This is a genomic window from Hyphobacterium sp. SN044 (genome assembly GCF_021864465.1).
GTDB lineage: Bacteria > Pseudomonadota > Alphaproteobacteria > Caulobacterales > Maricaulaceae > Hyphobacterium.
In genome coordinates, this window is the sequence record NZ_JAKKUV010000003.1 from 14,955 (window position 1) to 34,061 (window position 19,107).

The following is a 19,107-nucleotide window of genomic DNA, read 5'->3' on the forward strand; positions in this document are numbered from 1 at the left end:
AGATTCACGCGATGAACAAGTCCTTCAAGATTTTCGCTGCCGCCCTCTCGATGGGTGCAGCGCTCGCCGGAAGCGCCATGGCTCAGACCGAGCCGGCTTCCTCCATCAGCGAACTGCTCAACCGCGTCCGTTCGGACTCGCGGGAAATGAGCGCAGAAAACCAGCGCCGCCTGCAGGAATTCCGCGAAGCCCGCGGCCAGCAGTCGGCTCTCCTTGCCCAGGCCCGCTCGCAGCTGAGCGCGCTGGAAGGCCAGGCTGCCGGCATCCGTGCGCAGTACGACGAAAACGAAGCCCGCATCGACGAACTGGGTGGCCAGCTTCGTGAAGCGCAGGGTGAATTCGGCGAACTGTTCGGTGCGGCCCGCCAGACGGCCGGCGAATTCGCATCGATCATCGACGCCTCGATCATTTCCGCGCAGGTGCCGAACCGTACCGCAACGCTGGTCGAACTGTCCGAAAGCCGTGCGCTTCCGGGCACCGAGCAGCTGAGCCAGATCCACCGCCGCATGACCGAAGAGATGATCCTGCAAGGTCAGGTCGTCACCTTCGATCGCGTGGTCAATGGTCTGGGCAGCGGTCAGCCGGTTTCCGTGACCCGCGTCGGTCCGTTCATCGCCTGGGCGAATGACGGCGGCGTGACCTTCGTCCAGTGGAACGAAGGCGAGAACGGCAATTACGACCTGTCGCCGCTGGAGCGTCAGCCCCCGGCCGACATCGTCAACGCGGCAAGCCGCGTCACGAATGCGACGTCCGATGAAATCGTGATGGGTCCGGTTGACCCGTCCCGCGGCGGCCTGCTGGCCATCTACCGCGACGTGCCGAACCTGCAGGAGCGTATCGCCCAGGGCCGGACCGTCGGTTACATCATCCTCGGCCTGCTCGCGATCTCGGTCGCCTTCGGCCTGCTGCGCCTGGTCCAGCTGATGCTGGAATCGGCGGCGGTCGCTGCGCAAAAGCGCCGTTCGACCCCGTCCCGCGGTAATTCGCTGGGCCGTGTCATGGGCGTGTACGAGGAGTACAAGGACCGCGACATCGAAACGATCGAGCTGAAGCTCGACGAAGCCATCCTGCGGGAGACGCCGAAGCTCGAATTCGGTCTGAACTTCCTCAAGCTGGCGGCTGGTATCGCGCCGCTGCTCGGCCTGCTGGGTACCGTTACGGGCATGATCCGTACCTTCACCCAGATCACCCTGTTCGGTACCGGCGATCCGAAGATCATGGCCGGCGGTATCTCGGAAGCCCTCGTGACCACGGTGCTCGGTCTCGTGTCGGCCATCCCGCTCCTCTTCATCCACAGCTTCGCTGCCAGCTTCGCTCGCGGTGTCCAGCAGGTGCTTGAAGAACAGGCTGCCGGCATGGTTGCGCGTTCCGCCGAAGAACGTCGTCCGTCCTAAGGGGCTACTGAAGGAGGCACGCACATGGATGCGGCTATCACAGGCCTTCAGGAGTTTCTCGAGCGGGGAGGCCCCGTGCTCGTGGTGATCATGATCGCTACGTTTGTCATGTGGGCCTTCATCCTCGAACGGCTGGTGTATTTCGGTCTCGCCGAGAAGGGACATTCCAAGCGCGCCGTCCGCGAATGGTCGGCACGCGAGGATCACAAGTCCTGGCATGCTCACGCGATCCGCGACCAGCTGATCTCCGAGGTGAAACAACGCAATTACCAGAATGTCGAACTGATCAAGACTCTCGTCGCCATCGCCCCGCTGCTCGGGCTGCTGGGCACGGTGACGGGCATGGTCTCGGTGTTCGACACGATGGCCATCCTGGGATCGTCCGATGCCCGCGCCATGTCGGCCGGTGTGTCGCGTGCGACGATCCCGACCATGGCCGGCATGGTTGCTGCGCTCTCGGGACTTCTGTTCTCCAACCAGATCGAACGCATGGCGCAGCATCGTACCGCTGCGCTGGCCGACGATCTCGAACTGGGGCTGTAATCAGATGAGACGCAGAAAAAACAGGGCGAACGACCAGGCCGAGGTCAACATGACCCCGATGCTGGATATCGTTTTCATCCTGCTGATCTTCTTCATCGTGACGGCAACCTTCCTGCAGGAAGAGGGCCTGAACATGCAGCCGCCGCCGCAGTCGGAAGACACGCCGACGGATCCGGCACCGGTCATCCTGGTCGACGTGAACGACCAGGGCCGGGTGTTCGTGAACCAGCAGCAGACCGATCCGGAACGCGTGCTGGCCGCGGTCTCGCGTTTCCGCGCCGAGAACCCGCGCAGCGCCGTTCTGATCGCACCGCAATACGAGGCCGATCACGGCATCGTGGTGCTGATCTGGGACGACATGCAGGCGAACGGTATCCCGGTTTCGGTCCAACCTGCTCAGCGTACGCAGCAGTGATGGGCGGCCGCGCGAAAGAAATGGAGTAAGTCATGGCTCGCAGAGCTAGCCGTGTGAATACCGAAGAGGAAGAGATCGAGCTGAACATGACGCCGATGCTGGACGTCGTGTTCATCCTGCTGATCTTCTTCATCGTGACCTCGGTGTTCGTGAAGGAGCCCGGCGTGGACGTGACCCGTCCCGACGCGGCCACGACCGAGCGCCAGCGCCCGTCGATCCTGATCGCCGTCACCGCGGCAGACGAGGTGTGGATCAACCGCCGCGTCTACGACATCAACGGCGTTCGGGGCGCGATCGAGCAGCTGATCGAGGAAAACCCGCGTGCCGAGGCGATGATCCAGGGCGATGCGGGGGCCAGCAGCGGTCTTGTCTTCGAGGTCCAGGATATCCTCGGGGACATGGGCGTGCCCGTGAACATTTCGACGCGGAACAACTAGGAGGCCGTCATGCCAGGACTTCTGAGACTGATCATCGGCATTCCGATCGCGGCGATTGTTACCTTCGCGCTGTTCATGCTGATGCGGGCCCTGATCTTCACCGACAGCCAGATCGAGGAAGAGGCGCGCGAGGAAATCCAGATCGACATCCGCCCGGAAGTCGAGGAACTGGCGCGCCAGCGAAACGTCGACATCCGCGACGTGGATCAGGTCCAGCCGCCGCCCCCGCCGCCGCAAATCGAGCGTCAGCGGGCGCAGCAGCCGACCGAAGGCCTGTCGACCATCGTGGGTGAAATCCCGCGGTTCGAAGCGCCGCAGCTGAACTCGAACAGCGTCAACTTCTCGGTCTCCGACCGTGACGCCCAGCCTCTGGTGCGGATCGAACCGCAGTATCCGCCGCGCGCCGCCGAGCGGGGCGTGGAGGGGACCTGCAATGTCCGCTTCGACGTGACGCCGGACGGTACGCCGACGAATATCAACGTCTATCAGTGCTCCAGCTCGTTGTTCGAAAGTGCGGCCCGCCGCGCGGTCGAACGCTGGCGCTACAATCCGAAGATCGTTGATGGCGTTCCGGTGTCGCGTTCCGGTGTGGAAACCCAGTTCGTCTTCCAGCTCAACGACTAGAGCCGGACAGATCTGACGGCCGCCTCTGGCGGCGAGAATAGGCCCAGGGCCTGAAGTTGGCGCCGGTTACCGGCGCGCAGGAGAGCGTGAATGATGCTGTCTACGAAAGCCCAGAACCTGTCCCGCTTCCGGCTGATGCTGTCGGCGGTCTTCGTGGCGGGCGCGATCGGTTTCGCCGCGCCGGACGCCTCGGCCCTGCGCATGGTCGTGCAGGAAGAGGAAGAAGCGCAGAACCGCTCCTTCTCGGCGGAAATCGGTGAAATCGTTCTGCGGGCGCAGGAGCTTCAGTCCAACGACCAGTGGCAGGAATCGATCACCCAGCTGGATCGCGCACTCGCCCGTTCGGGGATCACGCCCTATGAGCGGATGATTTCGCTGCAGCTTCGCGGCCGGGCCTATTACGAGACCGAACGCCTGAACCAGGCCATCACGGACTGGCGCGCGGCGATCGCGACCGGGATCATGACGACGGAAGAAACGGTCGGACTGCGGATCAATATCGGTCAGCTGCTGATCGCGTCCGAACGGTATAATGAAGGCATCGATGAAATCCTGGCCGCGGCGCGTGCCGGCGGCGAGATCAACGAACGCCTCGCCATGATGCTGGCCCAGGCCTATGCCCAGGCGGACCGCTTCCAGGAAGGCCTGCGCTATGCGGAGCAGGCGTTCGAGGGGGCGAATCCGCGCGAGCGCCGGCACTTCAACCTGGTGCTGTACTACTACCAGTCGCTGGACCGCACCGCCGACCAGATGCGGATCATCGGCGAGATGGCCGCCCGCTGGCCGACCGAGAAGAATATCTGGACGTCCTACGCATCGCTTCTGGCGCAGAATGGCCGAGAGGAAGAGGCGTTCGAAGTCAACAAGATCATGTATATCAACGGGATGCTGACCGAGGGTCGCGAAATCGTTCGCGTCGCCCAGTATTACAGCTTCTACGATGTTCCCTATCGCGGCGCGTCCATCCTCGAGCGCGAGATGAATGCCGGCCGCGTCGAGCGGAATACCGATAACGTCGAACTGCTCGCCAATATGTGGCGTCAGGCGCGCGAGTGGGACCGAGCCATCCCGGTGCTGCGTCAGCTCGCCCAGATGACCAATACCGGCGAGAACTATCTGAAGCTCGGTGAAGCCCTCTACCAGCAGGGCGAACTGGCGGCTGCGACCGAGGCAATCGAGCAGGCGCTGAACCGCGGCGGTCTCCGCCAGACGGGCAACGCCTGGGTTCTCCTCGGCAATATCCGCTACGAGCTGAACAACCGCCAGGGCGCCATCGAGGCGTTCGACCGCGGTGCGCAATTCGGCGAATCCCGCCGGACTGCGGAAGGCTGGGCCCGGTTCGTGCGCGAGGAAATCCGCTTCGAACAGGAACGCCCCCGGATCCTGGAACAGCTTCAGCGCGACTCCTGCCGCTTCTCGGTCGAAGACCAGCGCGACACCTCGGTGCTGCTGGGCCGCGTCGATCCGGAAACCGGCCGCCTTCTGCTCGACCTGCCGGAAGAGTGCGAGCGCTACTACAACCAGTTCGGTGATCCGATCGGCGACCAGGCCGAGCAGGACCCGTCAGGTGCGGCGAATGCCAATGCGGAAACGCAGGAAGGCTAAACGCTTTCCAATCCCGAAATGATCAAGGCCCCGGTTCGCCGGGGCCTTTTTCTTTGCCGTTTCGGCCGCAGTGCGTCGAAATCCGGCCCGCTTGCCCCGATCATGACACAATCGCAATGTTATCTTGTAACTGTTATCGGGTAACGGCATCTATCCGAAGCAGGGGCAGAGGAGCCGTGCCCGGCAAACAAGCCAGGGGAGGCTTCACATGCGCATTGCACGCCTTGCGGCCGGTATGCCCGCCGCCGCGACTGTCACCTTCTTCCTGTTTCTCGGCATGATGACACTCATCACGGTCGAGTATCGCCAGGAAGCACCTATTCCCGATTATGACATCGACATCTTCCCGACGGTCGAGCCGCTTCCGCCCCCGGAAGTCCGGCCCGAACTGCCGACGACTCAGATCGATCCACCACCGCCGCCGATCCGTCTTGAGGTGACCCGCGCAGCGGTTGATGCCGCGCCAGAGGCGGTCGATATCGGAACCTTGCCGACAATCGAACCGCCGACGGTCCAGCAGCAGGGTATCTATGTCGCGGCGAACCGCGAAGAAACGCCTCTTGTCCGCTTTGATCCCGTTTATCCGGACAGTCTGCTCTCACGCAGGATCGAAGGCAGCTGCCTCGTTGTTTACGACATCGCTGCCGATGGCACGCCGTTCAACATTTCGGCGAATTGCTCCAACTCGGGCTTTGTCCGGAATGCCGAACGGGCCGTTCAGCGATGGCGCTTCAATCCACGGCGGGAAGACGGTCAGGATGTGATCCGCCGCTCACGTCAAACCAATCTCGACTTCCGCATCGCGGACTGAACGAAAAAGGGCGGCACCATCTGGTGCCGCCCTTCTTCATTCCGGATTGCCTCCGCGCCTATTCCTGCGCTTCGAGTTCCAACTGGTGGACTTCGGTGTCGGCGAGGCCGGTCACCATCAGGGCAAAGGCCCAGTTCTCCGCCGTCTCGCGCAAGCTGTCGAAACGGCCCGACGCGCCGCCATGACCGGCACCCATATTGGTGCGCATCAGGGTCAGGCCGTCATCGGTCCGCGTGGCGCGCAGACGCGCTGTCCATTTCGCCGGTTCCCAATAGGTCACGCGCGGGTCGGTCAGACCGGCGGTGGCCAGAACATGCGGATAGTCCTGCGCCGTCACCTGGTCGTAGGGCGAGTAGGCGAGGATGGTGTCGTAATCCGCTTCGCTGGTCAGCGGGTTGCCCCATTCCGGCCATTCCGGCGGGGTCAGCGGCAGGGTCTCGTCGCTCATCGTGTTGAGCACGTCGACGAAGGGCACGGCCGCGATGGCACCGGCGAACAGGTCCGGCTCCATGTTGATCGCCGCACCGACCAGCAGGCCGCCGGCCGAACCGCCATAGGCGACAAGGTTGCCGCGCGTGGTGAAGCCGTCCTCGACGAGGGCATTCCCGGCCGAGACGAAGTCGCGGAAGGTGTTCTCCTTCAGCGCCAGCTTGCCGTCGAGATACCACTGGTAGCCGTTGGCCATGCCGCCGCGGATGTGGGCGATGGCGTAGATCATGCCGCGGTCGACCAGCGAGAGCGGCGTCACCCGGAAGCCGGCCGGGATGGTGATGCCGTAGCTGCCGTAGCCGTAGAGCATCAGCGGCGCGGATCCGTCGAGCGGTGTGTCGCGGTGATAAAGGACGGTGACCGGGATCTGCACCCCGTCATGCCCCGGAGCCATGATGCGGCGGACGACATAATCCTCCGGATCGTGACCGGACGGGATTTCCTGTCGCTTCATCAGCGTGCGCTCGCGGCTCGCCATGTCGTAGTCGTAGGTCTCCTGCGGCGTCGTCGGGGACTCGTAGGAGAAGCGCATCGTGTCGGTGAAGTATTCGTAGCCGCTGTCGATGCCGAGGGCGTAGGCCTCTTCCTCGAAGGCGATCTCGTGCTCCGCGCCGTCTTCCAGATTGCGCACGACGATGCGGGGCAGGGCGTTCTCGCGTTCCAGACGAACCAGCCAGTTGCGGAAGCCCATCAGGCCCGTCACGAGGACGCCCGGCCGGTGTTCGAGGACGTCTTCCCAATTGGCGCGCTGCGGCGCATCGAGCGGGGCCGACATGACCTTGAAGTCCACCGCGCCGCCGAGATTGGTCAGGATGTAGAACTGGCCGCCGACCTCGGTCAGCGAATACTCGACATCGGTTTCCCGCTCGGACACCAGGATGGCATCGGCGGTCGGGTTGTTGGCGTCGATCAGGCGCACTTCCGACGTGGTGTGGCCCGAGGCATTGATCACGATGTAGCTGTCGCCATCGGTCTTGCCGACATTCACGAAGAAGCCGTCGTCGGCCTCTTCGTAGACGAGGGTCGAGGCAACCTCGCCGCGCACCTGGCGGTAGACGCGCTTGGAGCGGCCATTGTCGTCGCGCCACACCCAGAAGAGGGTGGTCGAATCATTGGCCCAGACGAAATCGCCGGTGCTCTCGTCGGTCAGCGTGGCCACGATGTCGCCCGTGGCAAGGTCGATGATGCGGACCTCATAGTATTCCGAGCCGCGCGTATCGACGCCATAGGCCAGCCAGCGGTGGTCGGGCGAATGCTCGACATCGCCGAAGTCGAGATATTCGACACCCTCGGCCAGTGCATCGCCGTCGAGCAGGATTTCCTCCTCGCCGACAGGCTCGCGGGTTTCGGGGTCGATCGGCCGGCGGGCAAAGACCGGATACTGACCGCCTTCGCGGAAGCGGGTGTAGTATTCGAAGTCGCCATCGGTATCCGGCACGGAGGAATCGTCCTCGCGGATGCGGCCGCGCATCTCCTGGTACAGGCGTTCCTGAAGAGCTTCGGTCGGCTGCATCACCGCGTTGTAATAGGTGTTCTCTGCCTCGAGGTGATCGCGGATGTCCTGACGCAGGACGGACGGATCGCGCATCACTTCCTGCCAGTTGTCGTCGCGGATCCAGGCGTATTCGTCGGTGCGGGTGCGGCCCAGCTGTTCGATCTCGACCGGGCGCTGCTCGGTGACGGGAGCTTCGATGGCGCGCGCGCGGTCGATCAGCGATTGCGCGTTGGCAGTGGTCTCGGTGCCGGTGTCTTCTGTGGTGGCGGCCTGTTGGCTCATCGTCGTCTCCTCGCCGCATGCGGCAACAGTCAGGGCGGCGGCGACCGCCGAGACCAGAAGGCCCAGCCGGCGGAACGCAACGCGGTTGTCTGTCATCGAATGATCTCTCCCCATGGTGGATTCGGCGTCACTTTTCGCCGTCACCGGGCCGGAAGTCCAGCACGGTGCCGTTGACGCAAAAGCGCTTGCCGGTGGGCTGCGGGCCATCGTCGAAGACATGGCCCAGATGCGCGCCGCAAATGGCGCAGTGAATTTCCTTTCGCGGCGCGATCAGCTTGAAGTCCCACTTCGTTTCGATCGCGTCGGGATCGAGTGCTTCGTAGAAGGACGGCCAGCCCGAGCCGGAATCGTATTTCGCGTCCGATTTGAACAGGCCGTTCCCGCAAACCTTGCAGCGGAATTCGCCATCGCGCTTCTCCACGTTCAGCGGATGAGAGTGCGGCGGTTCGGTGCCTTCGCCGAAAGCGATCGCCTGTTCCTCGGGCGACAACTTTTCGCGCAGGGTCTTGATCTCGTCCTGGGTCAGTCGGGGCATGTCCGTCTCCTTTGCGGGGGCAGAGGAAGAGATAGGGTCAGGTGAGGCGATTTGCAGCCCGGCCGACCTTCAGGAGCGGCGTGGCCGTTGCGAGCCAGACGAGGAAAAGTCCCAGCCCGGCCATCGGGATCAGCGCCGAGGTGTGCGGACCGAGCCCGGCGACAATGAAGCCCATCAGCGCGGCCCCGATCGGCATGCCGCCGAACAGGCCGAGCTGATACACCGACATGACCCGCGCGACCATGCCGGAGGGGGCGTTCTCCTGCACCACGGCGCGGCTGAGCGAGATCGCGACGCCCGCGCCAAGCCCCCAGCCGAGATCGAGCACGTAAAGCCCCCAGAAAGGCAGGTGCAGCGCCATCAGGCCGAGACTGGCGACGGTGACCATCTGGGCGACGACGATGACGAGGCCGGGCCGTTCGATCGCACCGAAGCGGGCGAGGACGAGATTGGCCAGCAGGGCGCCGATCCAGAACACGACCAGCAGGCTGGAAAGCTCGGAATATCCGCCGCCATAGATGTCGCGGACGAGGACCGGGATGATGACGAAAAATCCGCCGCCGACGACGAAGAATCCCACGGCGATCATCAGCCAGGTCATGGGGCCGAGAACGGGCGAGGTGAAGACCGCCTTCACGCCATCGACCAGGTCGCGAAGCACGTGCGGCTTGTCGCGCCGCCGCGTGCGCAGGCGGGGCAGTTGGAAGGCGGCGGCCATGCCGAGTGCGAAACCGCCCGATTGCACCGCGAACATGATGGCCGGCCCGGTCCAGCGCGTGGCATAGCCCGCGGCCATGCCGGCGATCTGGGCGCCGAACTGGGCGATGGTCGTCAGGATGACTGCCTTTTGCAGCGTGATCGGGTGACCGGTCCGGTTTGCCAGTTCGACCACGGGATTGATCGCGGAATCGCGCGCCGGCAGCACGAAGGCGCCGCAGGACCCGACCCCAAGCGCGTAAAGGATCAACAGCGGATAGGAGAGCGAGCCGGTTGCAAGCAGCGCAGCAAGTGTGACCGCTGCGGCGGCGGCCAAGCCGTAGAAGATGATGAGCAATTTCCGCCGCCCCCGGCGTTCCGCGAGCACACCCGCCGCGGGCAGAAGCAGAAGCATGGGCAGCGTCAGTGCCATTTGCGCCAGGCCCAACCGTTCCGGACTTTCGCCGAGCGTGAAATAGACCACGCCCGGATAGAGCGTCGTTTGAAGGCCGAAGCTGAAGAACCACCCCGCCACAATGGCGAGATAGGCCGCAAACGGACGAGAACTGGACGAGGTGATCATCGCGCCCCGGCAATGACGACAGGCAGGACTTGCAAACTGCGTTGTGCAGCCGGGAAGGGCAAGGCGGCGAATCCGCACGGTTGCAGCCACGCTTCCTTAACGGGCGCGCGGGCAAGGTGCGCCGAGACAGACGCAGAATCGCCATGGCCTATCCGGAAACCATCGATCTTCAGCCGCAACAGGCACTCTCTGGACGCACACGGACCGTCATCGCGCGGCGGCTGGCGGACATCGTCTGCCTGCCCTCGAGCCGGATCGGCCCGCAGGAGCGCTGGATTGTCGGCGATCTGCTGCACGAGATTCTGAAGTACAGCGACACCACGTTGCGCCGCCGCGTGGCCGTTCGCCTTGCCGAGATTGCCGATGCGCCCTCCGGACTGGTGCGGTCGCTTGCCATCGACACATTCGAAGTTGCCGAGCCGCTGCTGCAAAATTCCGAAACGCTGACCGATTTCGATCTGCTCGAGATCATCAAGGCCGGAAATCTCGAACACCGTATCGCGATCGCGAAACGCGACCGGGTTTCGGAAGTCGTCACAGCCACCCTGGTTTCGGGCGGCGAGTACAATGTCCTGACGACACTCCTGAAAAACCACGGGGCACATCTGGCGCCTCCGACCATCGATCATCTTGTCGCTGCAGCCTCGGAAGAGGCGGCCTACGTGCCCTTGCTGCTGAAGCGGCCGGAATTGCGTCCGCGCGCGGCCATGCGGCTCTTCTGGTCGGCGCGGCATGCCGAGCGCCTGCAGATTCTCGAACGGTTCGGCGTCGACCGGACCCTGATGATCGAGGCGGTGGACGACGTGTTTGCCATGGCGGCGAGGGAGACCGATCCCGATCCGCTGGTCGTCCGGGCCCTGGTCTTCGTCGACCGCCGCCAGCGTGACCGCGAGGCGATGGCGCGCAGCCCCTATGGCACGCTGGAGAATGTGTTCGACAAGATGGCGCGCGAAGGCGCGACGCCCGAACTGCTCGACGCGGCCAGCCAGATCGCCAGCATCAGCCGGCCGCTGCTGGCGCGGATGTTCGACGATCCGGGCGGCGAGGCACTCTCTGTCCTGGTCAAGGCGACCGGCGCGGATCGGGTCTATCTCTCCCAACTCTGGCGCGCGCTCGGGCGTTCGGAGACGCTTCCCTCCTTCAACGAGGCCATGATCGTTCACGACTCGCTGTCGGTCGAACGGGCGCAGACGATCCTGCGCTATTGGGACTGGGCCAATCTCGGCAAAGGTATGCGCCGGGGCTGAGTTTCCGTGCAACTGCACCTGTCCACGCCTTTTGTACCGGTATCGCTGGTCAAGGCCGCCACCCCCCGTTAAATACCGCCCCAATCGGTCGGAACGCCGACCGGGATCCGAAGGGGAGGCCGCATGATCTACGGCACCGGTCTGGCCGTCGTGCTCGCCGTCATCTGGTGGGTGCTGTCTGGATACGACAAGACGCTGCTGCTCTCTTTGGGGGCGGCAAGCGTTGTCGTGACGATGCTGCTCGCGATCCGGATGCGAATCATCGATCGCGAAACCGTACCCTTTTTCCGATTGGCGACGTTGATCCCCTTTTACACGTGGCTCGGCGGCGAGATCGCCAAGTCGAATGTCGCCGTGCTGAAAGCGGCTCTGAAGCCCGAAATCGACGTGACGCCGCGCCTTGTGCGTGTGCCCGTCGATGCGCAATCGGACCTCAGCCGCTGCATCTTCGCCAATTCGATCACGCTGACGCCGGGAACGGTGACGGTCGAGGTCGAGGAGGACGCCTTTCTCGTGCATGCGCTGACGCCTGACTTCACCGGCGCGGACGGCTTTGCGGAAATGAATGCGCGCGCCGACCGGGCGACCGACGGGCGGAGAAAATCCTCATGATGGTCTGGGTCAATCTGATCGCCGCCCTGTGCATGGCCGGGGCGATGGCGCTGATGCTGTCGCGCCTGTTCATCGGGCCGACGCTCTATGACCGCGTGCTCGCGGCCAACAGTTTCGGCACCAAGACGGTGCTGCTCCTGTTGATTTTCAGCCTGATGGTCGGGCGCAGCGACGGCGTCGACATCGCCCTGCTCTATGCGCTGATCAACTTCATCGCCACGATCGCGATCCTGAAATTCTTCCGCTACCGCTCGCTCGAAATCGCGCTGGCGCAGATGTCCCTGCGCCGCGCCATCGGGGGAGACGACGAATGACCGTGACAGAGATCATCCTCCTGATCCGCGACATCGCCAGCATTGCGCTGATGGCGACGGGTCTCGTCTTCGTGCTGGCTGGTGCGCTGGGCGTGCTGCGCCTGCCGGACTTCTTCACGCGCATGCATGCGGCCGGCGTGACCGATACGCTGGGTGCGGAACTGATCGTGTTCAGCCTGATCCTGCAGGCCGGATTCACGCTTCTGGCGGCCAAGCTTCTGCTCGTCGGGTTCATCCTGTTCCTGACCAGCCCGACGGCGACCCATGCCGTCGCGAACGCCGCGCACCGGGCCGGTGAAAAGCCGTTGCTCTCGCGCTTCCACCCCAAGCATCCCCGCGACCGTGAGGGAGACGCCTGATGGAAAGCTTCGACTGGACCCAGCTGCTCGATTACGCGCTGATGGCGATGCTGCTTGCCGTCGGCGTGGCGATCGTGCGCCTGCGCAACCTGTTCGCCGCCGTGATGCTGATGGGCGTCTACAGCCTTCTGTCGGCCGCCTGGTTCGTGTCGCTCGACGCGGTTGATGTGGCCTTTACCGAAGCCGCCGTGGGCGCAGGCATTTCCACGGTTCTGATGCTCGGCGCGATGCTGCTGACGGCGCGCGAGGCCGAACCGGTGAAGGCCGGGCGGCACTGGGCGGCGCTGGCGGTCGTTCTGGCGACCGGGGCGGCGCTGTTCTTCGCGATCGGCGACATGCCGGCCTATGGCGACCCGAATGCACCCGCGAATGCCTATGTCGGGCTCGACTACATTATCCGTACACCGCAGGAAATCGCGGTGCCGAACGTCGTGACGGCGGTCCTGGCCAGCTACCGGGGTTTCGACACGTTCGGCGAGACGGTGGTGATTTTCGCCGCCGGTCTCGGCGTCATGTTGCTGCTGGGTTTCGGCGGCAAGAAGCCGAAGAAGGAGGGCGGTGAATGAACCCGCATCTGGTCCTCCGCGTCGTTTCGAAGCTTCTGATCCCGATCATCGTAATCTTCGGATTTTACGTCCATTTTCACGGCGACTACAGCCCGGGCGGCGGCTTCCAGGCCGGTGTGATCATCGCCTCTGCGGTGATCCTCTATGCGCTGATTTTCGGTATGGGCGCGGCGCGGGAGGCGGTTCCCGCCTGGTTCGTGCGCGCCGGCAGCGCGGTCGGCGTACTGATCTATGGCGGCACGGGTTTCGTGACCTGGCTCCTGGGCGGCAACTTCCTCAGCTATGACATGCTGGACCCGGAATCGACGCACCATGCCGGCCAGCATCTTGGCATCATCCTGGTCGAACTCGGGGTTCTGACCACGGTGTTTTCCGTCATGGTCGTGATCTTCTACACCTTTGCCAGCCGCGCCCCGGATATTCCGGAGGAGGAGTGGTGATGATCGAGCTCCTCGCAGAACGCTTCAACTTCATAATCGTCATCATCCTGATGATGACCGGGCTTTATGCCGTCATCGCGACCGGGAATCTGGTCAAGCGTCTGGTCGGCCTGTCGCTGTTCCAGACCTCGGTCTTCCTGCTCTACATCACCATGGGCAAGGTGTTCGGCGGCCAGCCGCCGATCCTGCCGGAATATGGCGGCGGGCACGGTGAGGGATATGGCGATGAGGGCGCGCATGGAACGGGCGACGCGGCGCATGCCGCCGCTGGCGATGCCGCGCACGCCGCTGAAGGCGTGCTGCAGCAGGCCGCCGATGCGCTGACCGATCCGGTGGCCAGCACCCAGGCCCATGCCGTGCTGGATGGCGCGGACGGGGTCGGGCAGGCGATCTATTCCAATCCGCTGCCGCATGTCCTGATTCTCACGGCCATCGTGGTGGGCGTGGCGACCTTGTCGGTCGGTCTGGCGCTCGTCGTGCGTATCCGCGAGAGCTACGGCACGATCGAGGACGAGGCGATCAACAGCGCCGACTATGCCGTCGACCGCGGGGAGGCCGGACGGTGATTGAAACGCTGACCTCTTTCCTGCCGCCGCTTCTGACCGAGCACGCGGTAATCCTGGCGGTGGTCATTCCGCTGACGCTGGCGCCGGTTGCGGCGATCATGCCGAATGGCCGTCTCGGCTGGCTCGTGGCGCTTCTGGGCATGGTGACGGCCGCCGTCCTGACGCTGGTGATTGCCGGCGACGTCGCGCAGAACGGCATCATCAGCTACGCGCTGGGCGACTGGGCGCCGCCGCACGGTATCGAGTTCCGGGTCGACGCGCTGAACGCGGCCGTCCTCATCCTGGTGTCCGTGCTGGGCCTGCTTGGCGTCGTTTACGCCCTGCCGAGCGTGGCCGACGAGATCGCGCGGGACAAGCAATCGCTGTTCTACTCGGCCTTCCTCGTCTGCTTTGCCGGCCTGATGGGCGTGGCGAGCACGGGCGATGCCTTCAACATGTTCGTCTTCCTCGAGATCTCCTCGATCTCGACCTACACGCTGGTCGGCATGGGAGCGGGCAATGACCGCCGGGCGCTGACCGCGGCGTACAACTATCTGATCCTCGGCACGATCGGCGCGACCTTCTTCGTGATCGGTGTGGGCTTCCTCTACATGGCGACCGGCACGCTCAACATGGCCGATATCGCCGACCGGCTTCCCGCGATACAGGACAGCCGGGTGGTGCAGGCGGCCTTTGCCTTCATCATCGTCGGCCTCGGCCTGAAAGCGGCGATGTTCCCGCTGCATCTCTGGCTGCCGAATGCCTATGCCTTCGCGCCGAATTTCGTGACGGTCTTCCTCGCCTCGACGGCGACGAAGGTGGCCTTCTACACGCTGATCCGCTTCGTTTTCGACATCTTCCCCTCGGATGCGCCCTTTGTGCAGGTTTCCTTCCTTTGGGTGTTCGCGGTCCTCGGCGTGATCGGCATGATCGCCGGGTCGATCCAGGCGATCTTCCAGAACGACGCCCGGCGCCTGCTGGCCTATTCGTCGGTGGCGCAGGTCGGCTACATGATGCTCGGCCTCGGGATCGGCACGATGGCGGGCATTTCCGCCGGTATGCTCCACCTGATCAATCACGCGATGATGAAGGGCGCGCTGTTCATGGCGCTCGGCATTTTCGCGCTGCGTTTCGGCGTGCGCCAGATCAGCGATCTTTCGGGCCTTGCCCGGTCGATGCCGGCCACGTCCGTGGCCTTCACCGCCGGCGCGCTGAGCCTTGTCGGCGTACCGATGACGGTCGGTTTCTGGTCGAAATGGTATCTCGTCGGCGCGGCACTCGATGCCGGCTGGTGGTGGGCCGCCGCGGCGGTGATCATCTCCTCGCTTCTGGCGCTCGCCTATGTCGCGCGCCTGCTGGCGGCGATCTGGGTCGGCAAGGTTCCGGTCCATCGCGGCGAGGAAGTCCGCAGCCGCGCGCCGCTGACCATGGCGGTGCCGCTGTGGATTCTCGCGGCGGCGAATATCGTCTTCTTCTTTGACCTGTCGCCGGTGCTCGAACTGGCGCGTGCGGCGGCTGAAGCTGCCTTTGCGGGAGGCATCCGATGACCCCGGAACTCGCGCTCGCGCTCGCCATCGCCCTGCCGGCGCTGGGCGCGGTGATGATCGGCCTGCTGGGCCGGTGGCCGAATGTACGCGAAGGCGCCACGCTGGTGACCGCCATCGTCCTGGCGCTGAACGTCGCCTATCTCTTCTCGATCGCGCATGAGGGCGCGGAACTGACGCTGCTCGGCATCGATGACGGGCTGTCGCTCAGCTTCCGGCTGGAGCCGCTGGGTGCGCTCTTCGCCGCCGTGGCGAGCGGGCTGTGGATCGTCAACTCGCTTTATTCCATCGGCTATATGCGGGGGAATGAGGAGAAGAACCAGACGCGCTTCTACGTCTGTTTCGCGATCGCGCTGGCCAGTGCGATGGGCGTCGCCCTGTCGGCGAACCTCGTCACCATGTTCCTGTTCTACGAAGCGCTGACGCTGTCGACCTATCCGCTGGTCGCGCACAAGGGCGACGAGAAGGCGCGCAAGGGCGCGGCGATCTATCTCGGCATTCTGCTCGGCACCTCGATCGGCCTCCTGCTGCCGGCGATCATCGCGACGCAGTATTTTGCGGGCACGACCGAATTCACGCGCGGCGGCATCCTGGGTGATGTCGCGCCGATGATCTCCGGCGTGCTGCTGGTGATGTATGCTTTCGGGATCGGGAAGGCAGCGTTGATGCCGGTCCACCCCTGGCTGCCGAACGCAATGGTGGCTCCGACGCCGGTTTCCGCGCTTCTGCACGCGGTGGCCGTCGTGAAGGCGGGCGTGTTCGCGATCCTGAAGGTCGCGACCTATGTCTTCGGACCGGCGACGATTGCGGCGGCCCCGACCTCCGGCCCGCTGGCCTGGATTGCGGCCGGTTCCATCGTGCTGGCCTCGGTGATCGCGCTGACCAAGGACAATCTGAAGGCCCGGCTGGCGTTCTCGACCGTGTCGCAGCTGTCCTATGTGACGCTGGGCGCGATGCTGGCCTCGCCGCTCGCCCTGATGGGCGCAGCGCTGCAGATCGTCATGCACGCCTGGGGCAAGATCACCCTCTTCATGTGTGCCGGGGCGATCTACACCGCGACGAAGAAGACCGAGATTTCCCAGATGCGCGGCCTCGGCAAGCTGATGCCGTGGACGTTCGGCGCCTTTGCCGTCGGGTCGTTCTCGATCATCGGCCTGCCGCCCTTCGGCGGCACCTGGCCGAAATTCTTCCTGATGGAGGGCTCGCTGCAATCCGGGCATATCGCCCTGATCGCCGCGCTGATCGCCTCGTCCATCCTGAATATCGCCTATCTGATGCCGATCCCGGGGCGCGGCTTCTTCGGCTATGAGCCGGATGCGCCGTTGAAGAAGAAAACACCGATGTTAGCCGTGCTGCCGCCGGTAATCACCGCGGCGGGCACGCTGGTGCTGTTCTTCCTGATCGGCCCCCTGACCGACTTCCTGTCGCCCGTGTTCGAAACGGGAGCGGACCTGCCATGACCAACGAAACGCCGAAGCCCAAGACGCCGCCGAAGAAGAAGACGGAAACGGCCAAGCCGGAGACCGATCACGGCATCCATCCGCTGGCCCGTCCCTTCCTGTGGCTCGATTCCAAATGGGCGCGCCGCGCGCCGTTCTGGATTTTCCTCAGCGCCGCCCTTGGGCTGCTGGCGTGGGAATTCTTCCATCCCCGTCACGGCTATTCGAAGTGGGAAGAGATTTTCGGCTTCTACGAAATCGAAGGCTTCTTCGGCTTCTGCCTGGCCGTGCTGGCGGGCTGGCCGCTGAGAAAGCTCTTGTGGCGCAGCGAAGACTATTACGACCGCGAGGGCAGCGATGATTGACCTCTTGTCCGGCCTGTCGCCGGCCTGGCCGGTTCTGATCGCGGGCGTGCTCTGCGCGGTGATGCCGTGGCATTATGCGCGCAAGGCGCTGATGATCCTCGCCCCGCTGGCCGCCGGCCTGTTCTGGTTTCTGACGCCGCAGACCGGCGTGTTCGGCGTGTTCGAGGCCGCGGGTTTCACCTTCGAGACCTATCGCTTCGACCCGCTGTCGCGGATCTGGGGCCTTGTCTTCATCCTCGCCGCCTTCCTCAACGGGCTTTATGCGCTGCACGAACGCGACCGGATGTCGGACACGGCGGCGCTGCTCTACACCGGGGCCGGTATCGGCGCGGTGTTCGCCGGCGACTTCCTGACGCTGTTCTTCTTCTGGGAGCTGACCGCGATTACTTCGGTCTTCCTGGTGTGGGCGGGCCGCAATCCGTCGGCCTTCCGCGCCGGACACCGCTATCTGGCGATCCATGTGCTGTCGGGTGTTCTGCTGCTGGGCGGTGCGATCCTCTACGCCAACCACTCCGGCAGCTGGCAGTTCAACGCCGTCGACGTGAATGCGCCGGGCGGCCTCCTGATCCTGCTCGCCTTCGGCATCAAGGCGGCTTTCCCGCTGTTGCACAACTGGCTGCAGGACGCCTATCCCAAATCGACCGCGGTCGGCGCGGTGGTGCTCTCGGCCTTCACGACCAAGCTGGCGATCTATGCGCTGGCGCGCGGCTTTGCCGGTCTCGAACCGCTGATCTGGGTCGGCGCGATCATGACCGCCTTCCCGGTCTTCTATGCGGTGATCGAGAACGACCTGCGCAAGGTCCTGGCCTATTCGCTGAACAACCAGCTCGGTTTCATGGTCGCGGGTATCGGCGTCGGTACGGCGCTCGGACTCAACGGCGCGGCGGCGCATGCCTTTGTGCACATCATCTACAAGGGCCTGTTGTTCATGACGATGGGTGCCGTGCTGATGCGGACCGGCTCGACCAAGGCGACCGATCTCGGCGGCCTCTACAAATCGATGCCGCTCACGGCGCTGTTCTGCCTGATCGGGGCGGGGGCGATCTCGGCCTTCCCGCTGATGTCCGGCTTCGTGGCCAAGGCGTTGACGATTTCCGCCGTGGCGCAGTCGGGGCAGACGATCCCCTTCCTGATCCTCGTGTTCGCTTCGGCGGGCGTGCTGGAACACTCCGGCATCAAGATTCCGTACTTCGCCTTCTTCGCGCACGACGCCAAGAAGCGCGTCAAGGAAGCCCCGGCAAACATGCTGCTCGCCATGGGTCTGGCCGCCTTCCTGTGCATCTATCTCGGCGTGAATTACGGGGCGCTTTATGACCTCCTGCCGTTCAGCATGGAGGCGTATCAGCCGTATTCGCTCGACCACATCGTGGGGCAGATGCAGCTTTTGCTGGCCGCGCTCTTCGCCTTCACCTTCTTGGTGCGGTTCAAGCTTTACCCGGCCGAAGTGCCCGGCGTGAATCTCGACACGGACTGGTTCTACCGGAAGGCGGGGAACAATTTCGTGCGGTGGAGCTGGAAGATGTTCGACCGGATGATGGGCGCGCTCGGCCATGTCCGCGGCCGTATTCGCGCGCGGCTCGGTGACCGGCTGTTCAACGTGTTCAGCCCTGCGGGGGCGTTCAGCCGGGATATCCCGAGCGGGCTTCTGGCGATCTGGACGAGCGTTCTGCTCGGCATTGTTCTGCTGATCGCCTATCTCGCCTGATCCCTGCTTTTGCGCAGGTGTTTCAACGGCCGGGCTATGCCCGGCCGTTTCCGTTGCAATTC

The 19,107-nt window shown here is 64.3% G+C and carries 21 protein-coding genes; 18 read left to right on the forward strand and 3 right to left on the reverse strand.

Features of this window, described 5'->3' with window-relative positions; genetic code table 11:
- Positions 1–11: 11 nt before the first annotated feature.
- The 7 genes from L5876_RS05265 to L5876_RS05295 all read left to right on the forward strand — a co-directional run bounded on the left by L5876_RS05265 (position 12) and on the right by L5876_RS05295 (position 5,829).
- Complete coding sequence (locus L5876_RS05265) at positions 12–1,394, forward strand: MotA/TolQ/ExbB proton channel family protein (protein ID WP_236955053.1); 1,383 nt, start codon at positions 12–14, stop codon at positions 1,392–1,394.
- 24 nt (positions 1,395–1,418) lie between these two features.
- Positions 1,419–1,937: a MotA/TolQ/ExbB proton channel family protein gene (locus L5876_RS05270; protein WP_039718649.1), complete on the forward strand. Its 519-nt coding sequence runs from the start codon at positions 1,419–1,421 to the stop codon at positions 1,935–1,937.
- Positions 1,938–1,941: 4 nt separating this feature from the next.
- Positions 1,942–2,352 carry a biopolymer transporter ExbD gene (locus L5876_RS05275; protein ID WP_039718650.1) on the forward strand — a complete coding sequence of 137 codons (411 nt, stop codon included), beginning with the start codon at positions 1,942–1,944 and terminating at the stop codon, positions 2,350–2,352.
- A 32-nt stretch (positions 2,353–2,384) separates the two neighbouring features.
- Positions 2,385–2,789, forward strand: a complete 405-nt coding sequence (locus tag L5876_RS05280; RefSeq protein ID WP_039718651.1) for a biopolymer transporter ExbD — start codon at positions 2,385–2,387, stop codon at positions 2,787–2,789.
- Between the two features lie 9 nt (positions 2,790–2,798).
- Entirely contained in the window at positions 2,799–3,413 is a 615-nt protein-coding gene (locus L5876_RS05285; protein ID WP_236955054.1) for an energy transducer TonB, read from the forward strand.
- 90 nt (positions 3,414–3,503) lie between these two features.
- Entirely contained in the window at positions 3,504–5,018 is a 1,515-nt protein-coding gene (locus L5876_RS05290) for a tetratricopeptide repeat protein (protein ID WP_236955055.1), read from the forward strand.
- Between the two features lie 208 nt (positions 5,019–5,226).
- Positions 5,227–5,829 (forward strand): energy transducer TonB, encoded by a 603-nt coding sequence (locus L5876_RS05295; protein WP_236955056.1) that lies wholly within the window; start codon positions 5,227–5,229, stop codon positions 5,827–5,829.
- Between the two features lie 58 nt (positions 5,830–5,887).
- On the opposite strand, the gene L5876_RS05300 is transcribed toward L5876_RS05295, so the two are convergent.
- The 3 genes from L5876_RS05300 to L5876_RS05310 are packed head-to-tail and all read right to left on the reverse strand — an operon-like array spanning position 5,888 to position 9,909.
- A complete protein-coding gene (locus tag L5876_RS05300; RefSeq protein ID WP_236955057.1) occupies positions 5,888–8,191 on the reverse strand; it encodes a S9 family peptidase in 2,304 nt (767 codons plus the stop codon).
- 31 nt (positions 8,192–8,222) lie between these two features.
- Positions 8,223–8,630 carry a peptide-methionine (R)-S-oxide reductase MsrB gene (gene msrB / locus L5876_RS05305; RefSeq protein ID WP_236955058.1) on the reverse strand — a complete coding sequence of 136 codons (408 nt, stop codon included), beginning with the start codon at positions 8,628–8,630 and terminating at the stop codon, positions 8,223–8,225.
- 37 nt (positions 8,631–8,667) lie between these two features.
- A complete protein-coding gene (locus L5876_RS05310; protein ID WP_236955059.1) occupies positions 8,668–9,909 on the reverse strand; it encodes an MFS transporter in 1,242 nt (413 codons plus the stop codon).
- A gap of 143 nt (positions 9,910–10,052) precedes the next feature.
- Here L5876_RS05310 and L5876_RS05315 point away from each other — a divergent pair, with 143 nt between their 5' ends.
- The 11 genes from L5876_RS05315 to L5876_RS05365 all read left to right on the forward strand — a co-directional run bounded on the left by L5876_RS05315 (position 10,053) and on the right by L5876_RS05365 (position 19,045).
- Positions 10,053–11,156 carry a DUF2336 domain-containing protein gene (locus tag L5876_RS05315; protein WP_236955060.1) on the forward strand — a complete coding sequence of 368 codons (1,104 nt, stop codon included), beginning with the start codon at positions 10,053–10,055 and terminating at the stop codon, positions 11,154–11,156.
- Between the two features lie 123 nt (positions 11,157–11,279).
- Positions 11,280–11,768 carry a Na+/H+ antiporter subunit E gene (locus L5876_RS05320; RefSeq protein ID WP_236955061.1) on the forward strand — a complete coding sequence of 163 codons (489 nt, stop codon included), beginning with the start codon at positions 11,280–11,282 and terminating at the stop codon, positions 11,766–11,768.
- Positions 11,765–12,082, forward strand: coding sequence for a monovalent cation/H+ antiporter complex subunit F (locus L5876_RS05325; RefSeq protein ID WP_236955062.1), 318 nt, complete (start codon positions 11,765–11,767; stop codon positions 12,080–12,082). The genes L5876_RS05320 and L5876_RS05325 overlap by 4 nt, the downstream gene beginning before the upstream one ends.
- Positions 12,079–12,441 (forward strand): monovalent cation/H(+) antiporter subunit G, encoded by a 363-nt coding sequence (gene mnhG / locus L5876_RS05330; RefSeq protein ID WP_236955063.1) that lies wholly within the window; start codon positions 12,079–12,081, stop codon positions 12,439–12,441. The genes L5876_RS05325 and mnhG overlap by 4 nt, the downstream gene beginning before the upstream one ends.
- Entirely contained in the window at positions 12,441–13,007 is a 567-nt protein-coding gene (locus L5876_RS05335; protein ID WP_039718659.1) for a DUF4040 domain-containing protein, read from the forward strand. The genes mnhG and L5876_RS05335 overlap by 1 nt, the downstream gene beginning before the upstream one ends.
- Positions 13,004–13,447, forward strand: a complete 444-nt coding sequence (locus L5876_RS05340) for a Na(+)/H(+) antiporter subunit B (protein WP_236955064.1) — start codon at positions 13,004–13,006, stop codon at positions 13,445–13,447. The genes L5876_RS05335 and L5876_RS05340 overlap by 4 nt, the downstream gene beginning before the upstream one ends.
- On the forward strand, positions 13,447–14,013 hold the full coding sequence (locus L5876_RS05345) for a cation:proton antiporter subunit C (RefSeq protein WP_236955065.1): 567 nt from the start codon (positions 13,447–13,449) through the stop codon (positions 14,011–14,013). The genes L5876_RS05340 and L5876_RS05345 overlap by 1 nt, the downstream gene beginning before the upstream one ends.
- Entirely contained in the window at positions 14,010–15,539 is a 1,530-nt protein-coding gene (locus L5876_RS05350) for a monovalent cation/H+ antiporter subunit D family protein (RefSeq protein WP_236955066.1), read from the forward strand. Before L5876_RS05345 ends, L5876_RS05350 begins: the two co-directional genes overlap by 4 nt.
- Positions 15,536–16,996, forward strand: a complete 1,461-nt coding sequence (locus L5876_RS05355; RefSeq protein WP_236955067.1) for a proton-conducting transporter membrane subunit — start codon at positions 15,536–15,538, stop codon at positions 16,994–16,996. Before L5876_RS05350 ends, L5876_RS05355 begins: the two co-directional genes overlap by 4 nt.
- Positions 16,993–17,340 (forward strand): hypothetical protein, encoded by a 348-nt coding sequence (locus L5876_RS05360; RefSeq protein WP_236955068.1) that lies wholly within the window; start codon positions 16,993–16,995, stop codon positions 17,338–17,340. Before L5876_RS05355 ends, L5876_RS05360 begins: the two co-directional genes overlap by 4 nt.
- The gene (locus L5876_RS05365; RefSeq protein WP_236955069.1) at positions 17,333–19,045 is read left to right on the forward strand and encodes a Na(+)/H(+) antiporter subunit D; all 1,713 of its coding nucleotides are present in this window, start codon (positions 17,333–17,335) and stop codon (positions 19,043–19,045) included. Before L5876_RS05360 ends, L5876_RS05365 begins: the two co-directional genes overlap by 8 nt.
- The last annotated feature ends 62 nt before the right edge of the window (positions 19,046–19,107 follow it).